Origin of the sequence: Marmoricola sp. RAF53, from assembly GCF_052114005.1 — a bacterium.
In the GTDB taxonomy this organism is placed as follows: Bacteria; Actinomycetota; Actinomycetes; order Propionibacteriales; family Nocardioidaceae; genus Marmoricola.
Genome location: NZ_JBFRDX010000001.1, coordinates 156,350 through 170,129, shown reverse-complemented (window position 1 = coordinate 170,129; position 13,780 = coordinate 156,350). Strand labels below are relative to the sequence as shown.

Below are 13,780 nucleotides of genomic sequence, written 5' to 3'. Positions count from 1 at the left end.
CACCGCTCTCTAGGCTGGCAACGTGTTCGCCGCCTTCGTCCGCTCGATCCTTGCCGAGCCCCGTGCCCCGGACCCGCCGGCGCGGGCGTGGTGGGACTGGGTCCTGGTCGGCGGCCTGCTGGTCACGGCCGTGGGCGAGGCGATCTTCCGGCCCGACGTACCGGAGCGGCCGTTGGCAGGAGTGGTCGCGCTCCTGGTGATCCCGGTCCTGCTCTGGCGGCGTAGTCACCCACTCCTGGCGACCGCGGTCGGCTTCGGCGGCGCCCTGGTGCTGGAGATCCCGATGTTCCTCGGCGGACCCGCCGAGGTGGGGCTCAACACCATGGTCTGCCTCCTGCTGCTGCCGTACTCCTTGTACCGCTGGGCTTCCGGCTCCGAGGCGCTGATCGGTACGGCGATCATCGCCGTCCCGGCCGTGCTGAGTCTCGTGACCAACGAGAAGCTCGCGGACGTGATCGGTGGCACCACCGTGCTGGTCGCGTCCTTCGCCCTCGGGGCCGCGATGCGCTACCGCGCGGTCGCGCGTCAGCGCGAGGTGCAGCAGGTCCGGGCGCTCGAGCGCGGCGAGCTCGCCCGCGAGCTGCACGACACCGTCGCGCACCACGTGTCGGCCATCGCGATCCAGGCCCAGGCAGGGCGGGCGGTGGCAGCCACCGACCCGGCTCTGGCGGTCGAGGCGCTGGCGGTGATCGAGGCGGAGGCGTCGCGGACCCTGTACGAGATGCGCACGATGGTCCGGGTGCTGCGTGACGGCGACGCGGCCGACGCCACCGCCGACTACGCGCCGCAGCGGGGCACCGGCGACCTGGACGAGCTGACCCGGATGAGCCCCGTGGTGCAGGTGCACCGCGGCGGCGACCTCGCCGGGCTGCCGCAACCGGTGGAGGTGGCCGTCTACCGGATCTGCCAGGAGGCGGTCACCAACGCGATCCGGCACTCGCTGAACGCCACGGCGGTCACCGTCGAGGTCACCGGCGACGTCGGCGTCGTACGGTTGCGTGTGCACGACGACGGAGAAGCGGCCCGCGCCGCGGCAGGCGTGGGCTACGGCCTGCTCGGGATGGCGGAACGAGCCAAGCTGCTCGGCGGCGCCTGCCAGGCCGGGCCGGACCCGGCCGGCGGCTGGACCGTCGAGGCGACCCTGCCCCGAGAGCTGCCCCGACAGATGGCCCGCGAACTGCCGCGGGAGGTTCCGCGGTGACTACTGGCGGGACCATCCGGGTGGTGGTCGCCGACGACCAGCTCCTGGTCCGCACCGGCCTCACCATGATCCTCAACGCGCAGCCCGGGATCGAGGTCGTCGGCGAGGCGACGGACGGTCACGAGGCGGTGGCCGTGGCCCGCGAGCTGCGTCCCGACGTCTGCCTCTTCGACATCCGGATGCCCGGCATCGACGGCGTCGAGGCCACCCGCCGGCTCGCCGGCCCCGGCGTCGAGGATCCGCTTGCCGTCGTGATCATCACGACCTTCGACCTCGACGAGTACGTCCACGGCGCCCTCAAGGCCGGCGCCCGCGGCTTCCTCCTCAAGGACGCCGGGCCCGAGCTCCTGGTCCAGGCGATCCACGCCGCCGCGAACGGCGACGCCCTCATCTCCCCCGACATCACCCGCCGCCTGCTCACCACCCTGGCCGGCCTGGAGCGAGCCGGGTCGCCGGCCCAGCCGATCGAGCCGCTCACCGAGCGCGAGGAAGAAGTGCTCCTCACCGTCGCCCGCGGCCGCACGAACGCCGAGATCGCCGACGAGCTGCACATCACCCTGAGCACCGTGAAGACCCATGTCGCCGCACTGATGAACAAGCTCGGCGCCCGCAACCGCGTCGAGATCGCGATGTGGGCCTACGAGACCGGACGCGTCCAGGGATAGGACCGGCGGAGGTGCGATCGCGGGCCCCGGAACCTGCCCCAGTACCCCCGATCGCCGCGGTGCAAACGGCCGTTCCCGCGTGCGATCCTGCCGGGGTGCAAACCTGACTGCGCCGAGCTGTGCGCGTGCGAGGATGGGCCGAACGACCGGAGCTCACCGGTCTCCGCAACCGTCAGAAGATGGGCATTCCCGTGACCACCACCCGTCCGGTCTCCCTGCAGGACATGATCGACGAGATCCGGTCGGACATGTCCTCCGACACCGCCACGTTGCTGCTGTCCGACGACACCGGGACCGTCTTGGAGCCCGCGGCATCAGCCGGGCTGGGCCGTCGGTGGCGCGGGGCTACCCACGTCCGGGTCGGCTCGGGATTCGCCGGCAAAGTGTTCGCCCGCGCCGAGCCGCTGAGCCTGGACGAGGTCAACGAGACCTCGGTGCTCAACCCGATCCTGCGTGACTCCGGCGTCCAGCAGCTCCTCGGCGTGCCCGTGCCGGGCAGGACCAAGCCGGCCGGTGTTCTCCACGTCGGCTTCCTCACCGGCGGCCAGAGGTTCGGCCCCGAGGACATCGAACGGCTGGAGCGACATGCGGTGGAGATCGGCCACCGGCTCCAGGAACACACCGTCGACGACGCTCACCTGGCAGCACTGACCCTGCAGCGCAGCCTGCTCCCGGCAGCACCGCCCACGGTCGAAGGACTCGACATCGCGGTGCGCTACCTGCCGGCCGAGGGCGACCTGGGAGGTGACTGGTACGACATCTTCCACCTCCCCGACGGCAAGGTCGGGATCGCTCTCGGCGACGTCGAGGGACACGGCCTGCGTTCCGCGGTCGTGATGGGCCGGTTGCGCAGCGCGCTGCGTGCCTATGCCCTCGAGCACGACGACCCCGCCGAAGTGATGCACCGTCTCGACCGCAAGTTCTGCCACTTCGAAGCGGACATCTCCGCCACCGTCGTGTACGCCGTCACCGAGCCGCCGTACCACCACCTCACGCTGTGCAACGCCGGCCACCCCGCGCCGCTGATCGCGCGGGACGGCGGCGAGATCGCCGAAGTCGCGCCGGTGCGTCACGGACTGCTGCTCGGATTCGACCCGGACCACGTACGCCGCTCCGAACGTCTCCGGCTGCCCGAGGGCACCGCCGTGGCCTTCTACACCGACGGGCTGGTCGAGCGGAAGTTCGTGGCGCTGGGCGGCCAGGACCCGTACGGCGAACGCCTGGACCTGGTGCGGAGCTCCTTCCGCAGCGCCCAGGACGCGGAGACGATCTGCAGCCGGGTCATCGCGGCCGGGCTCGGCGACGACAACGCCGAGGACGATGTCGCCCTGGTGGTCGTACGTCGCCCAGGCTGACCAGACAGGACGCAGTCGCCACCGGTGTCTGAGCGCACAATGGTGTCGTCGGTGTCGTCGGTGTCGTCACCGCATGCCGAGGGGAGCACACATGGAAGACAGTCACGTCGTTCGTGCCGAGTTCGACGGCGCCGTGGTGGTGACGCCGATCGGTGCCTTCGACATCGCCTCGGTCGACCTGCTGCGCGACAGCCTGGTCGCCGCCCTCGCCGAGCACACGCACACCGTCCTCGACCTCGGCCAGACGACGTTCATGGACTCTCTCGCTCTCGGCGCGGTCGCAGGCGCAGCGAAGCGCGCCAAGACCGCCGGGGGCTGGCTCCGCCTCGTCAACCCGCAGCCGACGGTGCGCAAGGTGCTGAGCATCACCGCCCTCGACACGGTGCTCGGCCTCTACGACACCGTCGAGCAGGCACTCGAGCACCGTGACGGGTCCCAGGCCGAGGGGTAGACCGCGTCCCGGGGTGATCGGGTGCGTGGACGCTCTCGGCCAGGTCGACCGAAATGGTTCGTGACCCGAACACCACAGACGCGGCGCAATGAGGTGGAGTATCGGAGCCCCGGCCACGGGCATGCCCTTGGCCTCGTGGGGGCACAGTGGTGATCATGGCTCTACGTTCGACCAAGACCTGGATCGGCGTTGTCCTCGATGCACCCGACGCCCGAGAACTCGCACGCTTCTACCAGCGACTGCTGGGCTGGACGATCTTCAACGAGTCGGAAGGATGGTTCGACCTCGCCCCCGCCGCCGACAGCGGTTACAACCTTGCCTTCGCCACGGAGAAGAATTTTGCCCGGCCCGTGTGGCCGACGGTCGCCGACAAGCCCCAGATGGCGATGCACCTGGACATCGAGGTCGACGACCTCGTCCTGGCGGTGGCGCATGCCCTCGCGGTCGGCGCGGAGCAAGCGACGTACCAGCCGCAGGACAACGTCCGCGTGATGATCGACCCGGCAGGGCACCCGTTCTGCCTCTACACCGAGTAGCTGACGCGCTCTCCCGCAGGTGGCGGACGGGCCTCGCACCGTCCGAAACGCGGCGGAGTGGCGCTGACCTTCGCGGACGATCTCACGGCCAGGCATAGGCTGCCGAAGCAAGAACGCGACGAGCGAAGGGCAACCATGACCGAGGTACCAGCGACCATGCGCCAGCTCCGAAGCCTGGTCACGGCAGAGGGTGAGCTCCGCCTGTCGGTCGACACGGTGGACACCCCGAAGCCGGCCGCGGGGTTGGTGTTGGTGCGGGTGGAAGCTGCCCCGGTCAACCCCTCGGACCTGGGGCTGTTGCTGGCGATGGCCGACGTATCGAAGGCGGTCGCATCGGGGTCCGAGGACGCCCCCGTGGTGACCGCACCGATCTCTGCGTCCGTGATGAGTGCTCTGACCGCGAGGATCGGCAAATCCATGTCCGTGGGCAACGAAGGTACTGGTGTCGTTGTGGCCGCGGGACCGTCACCGGACGCGGAGTCGTTGCTCGGCCGCACGGTGGGATTCGTCGGCGGGGCGTCGTACGGCGAGTACTGCCTCGCCTCGCCACAGATGTGCCTGCCACTGCCCGATGGCGCGAGTGCATCCGACGGCGCCTCCTCATTCGTGAACCCGCTGACCGCATTGGGGATGGTCGAGACGATGCGGAACGAGGGACACACCGGCCTGGTGCACACGGCAGCCGCGTCGAACCTGGGGCAAATGCTCAACCGGATCTGCCAGGCCGACGACGTTCCCCTGGTCAACATCGTCCGGCGCCCGGAGCAGGCGCAGATCCTGCGCGACCTGGGCGCGAGGTACGTGTGCGACTCCAGCGAGCCGACTTTCGAGGCCGACCTGGTCGCGGCGCTGCGGGATGCAAAGGCGACGCTGGCCTTCGACGCTGTCGGCGGTGGGCAATTGGTGAGCCAGATCCTCAACGCCATGGAGGCAGCGATCGTGCCGGATGACGCGCCCTACAGCCGCTACGGCAGCGACGTGCACAAGCAGGTCTACGTGTACGGCGCCCTGGATCGTAGGCCGATCGAGCTCCACCGTCGCTTCGGTTTCGCCTGGGGAGTCGGTGGGTGGCTGCTGACTCCGTTCCTCGCGCGGACCGACGCGGCCGACCTGGCTCGACTGCGGCAGCGGGTCGCCGATGAGCTGACCACAACTTTCGCGAGCCACTACACCGACCAGATCTCGCTGCACCAGGCCCTGGACGTGCAGACGTTGCAGCGCTACGCACGCCAGGCCACCGGGGAGAAGTTCCTGCTCGAGCCGCAGCGCTAGTTCGCTGGAGCCAGGCAAGAGGTTCGAGAAGGTCGACCTCGGTATTTCGCCGCAGGGAGAGATGGATGTATCGCGGCGGAGTGACACACGCGGCGGATCTTCTGCGGGTGGTCAACGCGCCACCGCCGGGACCTTTTGTCACTAGGCTTTCGCGCGTGGACGAGCCCATTTGGTGCAGAGTTCGCCTGCAAGACGTGGCGCACGTCGTTGATGGCTACGAGCTCTGGAAAGACGGTCCCTGGTACCACGACGTCGATTGGAACCTCGCTTCCACGACGCTTGCTGGCGTGCTGCAGAAGCATGCGCGCGACGGAGTTCTGGATGACCTTGCCGCGCAAATCGACAGATTGTCGCGACGGATAAGCACAGTTGACATCGAAGGTATCGCGGCGCTGATCATGGAGCCGATAACTGCCACTGGGCTGCAACTCACAAACGGAGGCCATCGATTGGCGGCCATGCTCAGGCAGGGCGTGCCGTCGGTGCCCGGCATGTTCCTGCGCGGAGACATCGGGGTTAGCGTCGACCGTCGAGACGTCTACCCAGTGTTCGGCGTTTGATCACGGCGAACACCTTGCACCGGTCCTGCTCGGTCACTGCGGTACGACGCGAGGTGCGGACGTATCCGAGGTGGCATCCGATGGCCCGCTCAGAGGGCCGAGGGAGGCAGGCCGGTTGACTGACGAGCGATACGGGTGCGTAGTCACTAGCGGCCCATCTGGTTGCAATGCTTACCGAAGTGTCCAAAACTGGTTCGGCCCCCACCGCTTCAGCGACAGGGGCCGAACCCTAGCTAGTGGGGCTCAAAGGTGATGCAGACTGAGCCACGTGACCATGTGATCGAAAGTCGGTATCCCCACTTCACGGCACCACCTCCTTTCAGGGGCTTAGGGATCTGATTGAGGGGCCGGGGTGCGATCTCGGCTCCTCAATCGTCCCCCTAGGCGAGCCCCTGCGGCAACGTGGTTCGACCACCACCCGAGCACGTCGAATGACAAGTCTGAGCCGCAATTCCGACCAGGTTGTGCAAACTGCTTCGCCGTTCGCGGCCATCGCAGTTAACATTTCTAGCAGGTTGTAATACGGCTCTGAGCAGCAGTTTTGTTACTAGGCCTATACCGCTTGACTCCGTTACTCCGCTATCGCGGTCGAGCCCGCTCAAATGGTAGGTAGGTTCGGAGGAAGCGATGGGGAAGACGTCAGGATCCGTGACGGTGACCGCCAAGAAACTCCTCACGGAGGCAGTCAGGAAGTCGGGACGACGGAGCACCGTCCAGATCGCTGAGGAATACGCCCGGATCCAATCGCCGGAGCAAGCGGCAACCGAGCTGTCGCGGTTGTTCGCCCAGGGCGAGGTGGTCATGAAGCTCTATCTGACTCTGGTCCTGCTCACCCGCCAGCCCCCTCACGAGCTGTTCCGCCTGGTGCCCGACCACTATTGGGCAGAGTTGCTCGGCTACGAAGAGCTGAACGATGCTGACCCAATCCCCGGAGCCGGCACTCGCCGGATCAAGAGGGCCCTCACCGTGCTGGCCAGCGCCGGGCCGGGAGACAGCCCAATGGTTGTTCGCACGCCCGTGCGAGGACGGGGAGCCCGGTTCACGGTGCCGATTCACCCGCCCCTGCCATCGCGGGCGCCGTGGATCACAATTCCCCTCGAGTTGTGGTCACGTGGCTGGATCAACGTGATGTCTGCACGCGCATTATTCGTGTTCCTATGTCTAAGGCTGGTCCTGGCGGGCAAGCCGGACGAAGAAGGCGCGCATGTATCGTCCTGGGATCGCGAACGCTTCGCGATCAAGGAAGACACGTGGCAGCGAGGGGTTCGGGAGCTTGAGCTCCTAGGTCTCGTCACGACAGCCACAGCGCGAGTGGCGGTCGATCGGTGGACTACGGACCTCAAGTTGAGGAAGGTCTACTTCCTGAACAACCGGTTCCTTGTCGACACCGACAGTCCGGTCGAGCCGGTTGCCTGAGCCGCCCCGACGTAATCTGTGCACTCGGATCTGTCGGTGGTCAGGTTCAGAGTTGTACACGTCAAGCAAGCACGATCACACGCCGGTCAATGCCATGACTTGTTCGTCCAGCACCTAGACTGGTCGCGTGGAGGCTCGCGGCCCCAGCCTTCGCGCGCGAGGTCGCTCGAAGGGAGGCGCAAATGGCAAGGAGTGACCTGCTTAAGCGCCTTTTTGCCGCCTATTCACGCTCTGACGACGCCTCCTTTAGGGAGGCGGCTGCGCGGATAATCGCGGAGGAGCAGCGCCTCGGGCATCGGTTGCTCGCAGCCGACCTCGAACATGCGCTGACTCGTGACGCCGGCCCAGCCACCGACAGTGCGTTATCCATGCGCCCTCTACCAAAGAGCCGCGACGACAGGCCCCTACTGGCGCTGACCAAGCCGCACCACGACCTTGACGACCTAGTTCTCGACGCGGTCAATCGGGCCGTGGTTTTGGAACTAGTTGAGGAGAACCGCAGTCGATCCTTGTTGGCAGGGTTCCGCCTGCTGCCGCGACGGCGCTTGCTCTTCATTGGTGACCCCGGGACAGGAAAGTCAGCCACCGCCCACGCGATCGCGTCTGAACTAAGCCTGCCCGTCGCAACAGTGTCCCTGGCCGCCCTTACCTCGTCCTATCTCGGAGAGACGGCTAGAAACGTCGAATCAATCGTCCGGTTCGCCGAACTGACTCCATGCGTGCTCGTGTTTGACGAGTTCGATGCAATCGCTACTGAGCGGTCCTCCGGTTCCGACCACGCCGAGATTCGCCGAGTACTAGCGACGATTCTTCAACTCATTGAAGCTGTGCAGGGTGAGTCGGTCGTAGTCGCGACGTCGAATCATCCTCAAATGCTCGACAGCGCGATGTGGCGTCGCTTCGACGAGGTCGTGCGGTTTGAGGCTCTGGGTGCCAATGACCGTGAGCGCCTGATAGCTCTCAAGTTGCGCGGCGCCCACCATCGGTTGAACACCCGCGCCTGGGCCACCGAGCTCAAAGATGTTTCCCCGGCGGACATCGAACTCATTTGCCTTGACGCCCAGAGGCGCTGGGTGCTTTCGGGCAAAAAGATGCTCACAAGTTCTGACTTTCAAGGTGCGTTCGACAGGTACTCGGTGAGGGAGCAGGCACTTCGGGCCCGCTGATACCCGCGAACGACGCTGCCACGGTCTAGCCTCGTGGGATGTCCGAGCAGCCCAGCCTTTTCGAACCGCGACGACACGGCCACCTTCGGCTTGCTGCCGCAACGGAGCCCGGGCCCCGCCAACCGCGTGCGGCAGGTTACGGCGGTTCGACCACGTACACCGATCGCGGGGCTCACGGTCGCGCTCTCGCGACACAGGTCTCCCAGATCACCGCTTCCCACCAGCGACGATCTAGCAGCCTAGGTTTCGACCCCGAGTTGATTCTCGTTCTTGAAACGAACTCGCCACTTGACCCGGCAGACGTCGAGCGCGCTGGCCTGGTCCCGCTGGAAATCCGATCCGACCGAGCCCTCGTCGCATTCGCAGCCGATCCTGAGCTGACTGAGTTCGTCAGCCGAAACGAGATGTACCAAGAGGGCACTCGCGGGCTCACGGAACAGGGCAACGAGCGGCGAGCACACTACGAGTACCTCTTCGACAAGATCGACGCGGTCCGGTCGATCGACGAGTCAGATCTAATCGGGGCCCCGTTGGCGGAGTTGATCAGCCAGACGACCGACTTGGCAGTGTCCCACCGGCTTGAAATCCACTGCTGGTGTCCGGAGAACGCCACGGAGGCTCGCCGTCGAAATGAAGAGGTGGCCTCGGCAATCGAGGCGGCTGCCGGGCAGGTTCTTCATAAATCAGTACGTCCGGCCGCAGGCTGGTCGGCGATCTGCTGCGATCTGCCGCTCAACAAGATCGGCGCCGTCCTTGCCACTGACCGGATCAGCTGGATCAACCTGATGCCGAACCCGGTCATTGACGCGCCGCAACTTGTGAACGCAACACTAGAAACGCTCCCTCCGATCGTTGGACCTCCGGCCGATGCTCCCATCGTCGCCGTGATCGACAGCGGCATTCGCTCGGCGCACCCCATGCTCGCACCCGCCGTGGTCGGGGTTGAGTACATCGGCGCAAGCATTGGCGATGGGGGAGACGAGAGCGGCCACGGAACTCTGGTGGCCTCGCTAGCGCTGTTCGGCTCCATGGAAGCTCCCTTAGCTGCGCGGGAGCCCCTTGTCGCTGCTGGCCGTCTACTGAGCGTCCGTGTCCTTGACCGCGACGATCGATTCGCAGACGACGTGTCGTGGCCAGACACGGTCGTAGAGGCGATGGAACTAGCTGCCGAGGCTGGTGCGAGGGTTATCAATCTTTCGGTGGGTGATCCGCGTACGCCCTATCTACCTGCTCGCCCGACCGCTGTCGCGGCGCTAGTTGACACCTTCATCCGCGAACATCCGAACATTGTCGTCATCACCTGCGTCGGCAACTTGTCGGTGCAGGAGCACGCCGTCGAGAGGCTCACGACAAACGCCTACGTTGAAGATCTCCTGCGCCAGCAATCCTCGGGAATCCTGGATCCTGGTACTGCCGCCCTCGCACTTACCGTCGGCGGCCTTGGGGGCACCATGCACCAAGGGGTGAACGTCCGGCCATCAGCCGAAAAGGTCCTCGTCGGCGGGCCCGGATTGCCAAGCCCGTTCACCCGCGTCGGGCCAGGGCCGATGGGTGCGATCAAGCCTGAGGTCGCGGCATCAGCTGGCACCGTTCTCGTGGACTCGCTGCAGAACCATGCCGTCGCTGACCGATCCGTCCAGATCGTCGGCGCCGGTGGCTCGCAGCCCGACAAGTTGTTGGCTTCTAGCTACGGAACCAGTTTTGCAGCCCCATTAGTCAGTCACGCAGCACTGCGAGTCGCAGCCAGGTACCCCACCATCAACGGAAACAGCATCCGAGCGCTGGTCATGGTCGGAACGGAACGCGTAGAGGGTTTCTTGGAGCCCGACAGCGCCTCGAACCGGGCCGAACAGCGGCGCCTCGTCGGGTACGGGCACGTATCGGCTGAACGATCAGAGAGCTCAGACGATCACCGCGTGGTCCTCCTCAGCGAGGCCGCGTTGGCGGTCGACGAGGTCCACTTCTACCGAGTACCCGTGCCGAGCAGCTTTCGTGAGTCAGGCGGAACCAGGTCGTTAACAGTCGCGCTCGCCTTTGACCCTCCGGTACGCGTGACCCGCCTGGACTACCTTGCGAACAAGATGAGCTTTCAGGTTTTCCACGGGCCGACTGTCGCCGAAGTGCGAGCGGAGTACGTGAAGGCGGATGAGGACCAGGAACTTGAGGATGATGTGGATGCCACGCCGGAGCGCCTAAGAGGGGCCCGCCTTGATCTGCAGCCTGCAGATACGGCTCGGAGTCGCGGCACGAATCAACTAGGGCACTATCTTCGTTCAATAAGGGTTTCTGATGATAAGCCGGATGAGTACATCGTCGCCGTTCGCAACCTGAATCGTTGGGACACCCCGGGCGCCTCACAGGCTTACTCACTCGCGATCGCGTTGGAGCGCGACGAGCAGCATGGTGATCTCTACGCAGAACTTCGCGCGGAACTGGAACCGATCGTCATCGAGGTCGAGCCGGAGATCGAAATCTAGGCAGCGGCCCGCAACGACTCAGGCAATGGGGTGACCCCCATCGGGTTATGCGGACGCCATGAGATCGCTGCGGCTCGCGACGTCCTGACCGGGGCCGCTGTGTAAACGGCGACCTAGAACGTCGTCGATGCTTCGGTAGCGCGTGATTCGGTCGCTCATCGGACCCGGTTCTCCAAGAGCACGCCGCATGCTCGCGTCATTCTGAGCGAGCTGCCCTACGCCTCGCTCGCCAGCCCCAGCGGCAGCACGGCCTCCGCGCCCGCCTCCCGCAGCCAGTACGCCGCCAGCGTCATCGACCAGCCGCTGACGATCAGGTCGTCGACCAGCAGGACGCGCTTGCCGGTGACGTCGGGGGCGTCGAGGGCCGCTCGCCTGCTGACCGCGGCGATGCGCTGGGCGGAGTTGGTGGCGCCCTGGCCGGGGAAGACTCCCGGGTCGCGGATCTCGATGCGGCCGAGGACGGGGATCTGGAGGTAGCGGGAGAGGCCGGCGACGAGGCTGTCGACGAGGAGCGGCCGGGTGGCGGAGGCGAAGCCGACGATGCCGTCGGGCCGGGGTTGCCAGTCGCCGAGGGTGGCGATGACGCCCTGGACGATCGCGGCCGGGACTTCCTGGTCCGGCGTACCGGGGCGGAAGACGTCGCGCAGGGCTTGGCCGAGGCCGAGGTCGGTCAGCCGCGCGACGACGCGGCCCTCCTCGGCGCCGGCGCTGATCTTGCCCTTGAGGTTGATGCCCAGGTTGGCGAGCGCGGTGGGCCACATCTTCCGCGGGTCGACGACGACGCCCGGTCGGGCGAGCCGGTCGCCGGCCTGGGCGACGGCGGTGGCGGAGATGCCGGCGTCGAGCTTCAGCCCGCCGCAGTTGTCGCAGCGGCCGCAGTTCGCGGCCTCGGGGTCGTCGAGCGCTTCGCGCAGGAACCGCATCCGGCACTTGTCGGTGGCGATGTAGTCGAGCATCAGCGCCTGCTCGTCGCGGCGCGCGGCCGCCACCCGGTCGTAGCGGTCCTGCTCGTAGACCCAGTCCTGCCCGGTCGCGGTCCAGCCGCCCTGCACGCGGCGTACGGCACCGTCGACGTCGAGCACCTTGAGCATCATCTCCAGGCGGCTGCGGGACAGGTCGACGTACGTCTCCAGGGTGGCGGTCGACATCGGCCGGTCCGACTCCTGCAGCGCCTTGAGCGCGACCCGGACGTGCTGCTCGGCGGGGAAGGCGAGCGAGGCGAAGTACCGCCAGATGTCGCGGTCCTCGTACGCCGGCAGCAGGATCACGTCGGCGTGGTCGGTGCCGCGCCCGGCACGGCCGACCTGCTGGTAGTACGCGACCGGCGACGCGGGCGCGCCGACGTTCACGACGAAGCCGAGGGTGGCGTCGAAGCCCATCCCGAGCGCGCTGGTCGCGACCAGCGCCTTGAGCCGGCCGGCGAGCAGGTCCTGCTCCAGGGCGAGCCGCTCGGTCGGGTCGGTCTGCCCGGAGTACGCGCCCACGGCGTGGCCGCGCTCGCGCAGGTAGCCGGCGATCTCCTGGGACGCCGCGACGGTGAGCGTGTAGATGATCCCGGAGCCGTCGAGGTCCCCGAGGTGGTCGCCGAGCCAGGCCAGGCGTTCTTCGGGGCGGTTCAGGGAGAGCACGCCGAGGCTGAGGGATTCGCGGTCGAGAGTGCCGCGGAGGACGAGGACGTCGGTGGCGGGGTCCTGCGGCGTCTCGACAGGCTCGACGACCAGGGAGGGGTCGTGGATGGCGAGCTGTTCGGCGACGTCGGCGGTCACCCGAGCGTTCGCGGTCGCCGTGGTCGCGAGGACGGGGATGCCGGTAGGCAGGTCGGCGAGCATCTGCCGGATCCGCCGGTAGTCGGGGCGGAAGTCGTGGCCCCAGTCGGAGATGCAGTGCGCCTCGTCGATGACGAGCAGGCCGGCGGACTCGGTGAGCCGGGGCAGCACCTCGTCGCGGAAGCCCGGGTTGTTGAGCCGTTCCGGGCTGACCAGCAGCAGGTCGACCTGTCCGGCGGCGATCCGGGCGTTGACGTCCTGCCACTCCTCGACGTTGGTCGAGTTGATGGTGACGGCGTGGATCCCGGCACGGTCGGCCGCCTCGATCTGGTTGCGCATCAGCGCGAGCAGCGGCGAGACGATCACGGTCGCACCGGCGCCGCGGGAACGGAGCAGGGCGGTCGCGATGAAGTACACCGCCGACTTGCCCCAGCCGGTCCGCTGGACCACGAGCGCCCGGCGCCGGTCCGCCACCAGCGCCGCGATCGCGGTCCACTGGTCCTCGTGCAGCCGGGCGTCGTCACGGCCGACGAGGGCACGGAGGTGCCCCTCGGCCTCTTCACGGAGGGAGCTGAGCTCGGCGGGGTCCATGGGTTCCGTTCGGGTCGTCAGGAGTAGCGGTGACTCTTGGCGCTGTGCGCCTTCTCGCGGGTGCAGGTGCGGCCGCTCATGTTGCGGTGACCGCACAGCTCCTCGCCGGCCGGGTCGGCAGCAGACCCGGCGCGGGCCTGGGTCGCCGCCCGCGACTTCGGCGCCGCGGCGGTGGCCGGCTTCGGCCGGGTCGCGGCCGCGGGCTTGTCGGCCCGGGCCTGGCTCGCCGCGTAGTTGGCTTCGCGCATCGCCCGCATGGCATCGAGTTTGCTCATCGTCGCATCACCCGACGACCCTACGGCCCGGCGCCGACAGGGTTTCGAC

The 13,780-nt window shown here is 67.3% G+C and carries 12 protein-coding genes; 10 read left to right on the top strand and 2 right to left on the bottom strand.

The genetic code is table 11. The features are described 5' to 3' along the window. Positions 1-22 precede the first annotated feature (22 nt). From AB4Y76_RS00795 to AB4Y76_RS00750, 10 genes are all read left to right on the top strand, one after another. Positions 23-1,201 carry a sensor histidine kinase gene (locus AB4Y76_RS00795; protein WP_441921475.1) on the top strand — a complete coding sequence of 393 codons (1,179 nt, stop codon included), beginning with the start codon at positions 23-25 and terminating at the stop codon, positions 1,199-1,201. Beyond that, positions 1,198-1,866, top strand: a complete 669-nt coding sequence (locus AB4Y76_RS00790; RefSeq protein ID WP_441921473.1) for a response regulator — start codon at positions 1,198-1,200, stop codon at positions 1,864-1,866. Before AB4Y76_RS00795 ends, AB4Y76_RS00790 begins: the two co-directional genes overlap by 4 nt. 179 nt (positions 1,867-2,045) lie before the next feature. After that, positions 2,046-3,221: a PP2C family protein-serine/threonine phosphatase gene (locus AB4Y76_RS00785; RefSeq protein WP_441921471.1), complete on the top strand. Its 1,176-nt coding sequence runs from the start codon at positions 2,046-2,048 to the stop codon at positions 3,219-3,221. Positions 3,222-3,312: 91 nt separating this feature from the next. After that, on the top strand, positions 3,313-3,672 hold the full coding sequence (locus tag AB4Y76_RS00780; protein ID WP_441921469.1) for an STAS domain-containing protein: 360 nt from the start codon (positions 3,313-3,315) through the stop codon (positions 3,670-3,672). A 155-nt stretch (positions 3,673-3,827) separates the two neighbouring features. After that, positions 3,828-4,208, top strand: a complete 381-nt coding sequence (locus tag AB4Y76_RS00775; RefSeq protein ID WP_441921467.1) for a VOC family protein — start codon at positions 3,828-3,830, stop codon at positions 4,206-4,208. 57 nt (positions 4,209-4,265) lie between these two features. Further along, positions 4,266-5,480, top strand: coding sequence for a zinc-binding dehydrogenase (locus AB4Y76_RS00770; RefSeq protein ID WP_441921465.1), 1,215 nt, complete (start codon positions 4,266-4,268; stop codon positions 5,478-5,480). Between the two features lie 155 nt (positions 5,481-5,635). Beyond that, positions 5,636-6,040 carry a hypothetical protein gene (locus AB4Y76_RS00765; protein ID WP_441921463.1) on the top strand — a complete coding sequence of 135 codons (405 nt, stop codon included), beginning with the start codon at positions 5,636-5,638 and terminating at the stop codon, positions 6,038-6,040. Positions 6,041-6,694: 654 nt separating this feature from the next. Further along, positions 6,695-7,456, top strand: coding sequence for a hypothetical protein (locus AB4Y76_RS00760; RefSeq protein WP_441921461.1), 762 nt, complete (start codon positions 6,695-6,697; stop codon positions 7,454-7,456). 182 nt (positions 7,457-7,638) lie between these two features. Continuing rightward, the gene (locus AB4Y76_RS00755) at positions 7,639-8,622 is read left to right on the top strand and encodes an AAA family ATPase (protein ID WP_441921459.1); all 984 of its coding nucleotides are present in this window, start codon (positions 7,639-7,641) and stop codon (positions 8,620-8,622) included. A 38-nt stretch (positions 8,623-8,660) separates the two neighbouring features. Beyond that, the gene (locus AB4Y76_RS00750) at positions 8,661-11,099 is read left to right on the top strand and encodes a S8 family peptidase (protein ID WP_441921457.1); all 2,439 of its coding nucleotides are present in this window, start codon (positions 8,661-8,663) and stop codon (positions 11,097-11,099) included. Between the two features lie 215 nt (positions 11,100-11,314). Here the strand turns inward: AB4Y76_RS00750 and AB4Y76_RS00745 are convergent, their stop codons facing one another. After that, positions 11,315-13,456 carry a RecQ family ATP-dependent DNA helicase gene (locus tag AB4Y76_RS00745; RefSeq protein WP_441921455.1) on the bottom strand — a complete coding sequence of 714 codons (2,142 nt, stop codon included), beginning with the start codon at positions 13,454-13,456 and terminating at the stop codon, positions 11,315-11,317. Between the two features lie 17 nt (positions 13,457-13,473). Then, on the bottom strand, positions 13,474-13,731 hold the full coding sequence (locus AB4Y76_RS00740; RefSeq protein WP_441921453.1) for a hypothetical protein: 258 nt from the start codon (positions 13,729-13,731) through the stop codon (positions 13,474-13,476). Positions 13,732-13,780 lie beyond the last annotated feature (49 nt).

What these genes read in the sequence shown, in the direction of transcription:
- AB4Y76_RS00785 (WP_441921471.1), top strand. Translation starts at nt 2,046, where the DNA reads ATGGGCATTCCCGTGACCACCACCCGTCCGGTCTCCCTGCAGGACATG.
- AB4Y76_RS00780 (WP_441921469.1), top strand. Translation starts at nt 3,313, where the DNA reads ATGGAAGACAGTCACGTCGTTCGTGCCGAGTTCGACGGCGCCGTGGTG.
- AB4Y76_RS00775 (WP_441921467.1), top strand. Translation starts at nt 3,828, where the DNA reads ATGGCTCTACGTTCGACCAAGACCTGGATCGGCGTTGTCCTCGATGCA.
- AB4Y76_RS00755 (WP_441921459.1), top strand. Translation starts at nt 7,639, where the DNA reads ATGGCAAGGAGTGACCTGCTTAAGCGCCTTTTTGCCGCCTATTCACGC.
- AB4Y76_RS00750 (WP_441921457.1), top strand. Translation starts at nt 8,661, where the DNA reads ATGTCCGAGCAGCCCAGCCTTTTCGAACCGCGACGACACGGCCACCTT.
- AB4Y76_RS00745 (WP_441921455.1), bottom strand. Translation starts at nt 13,456, where the DNA reads ATGGACCCCGCCGAGCTCAGCTCCCTCCGTGAAGAGGCCGAGGGGCAC.
- AB4Y76_RS00740 (WP_441921453.1), bottom strand. Translation starts at nt 13,731, where the DNA reads ATGAGCAAACTCGATGCCATGCGGGCGATGCGCGAAGCCAACTACGCG.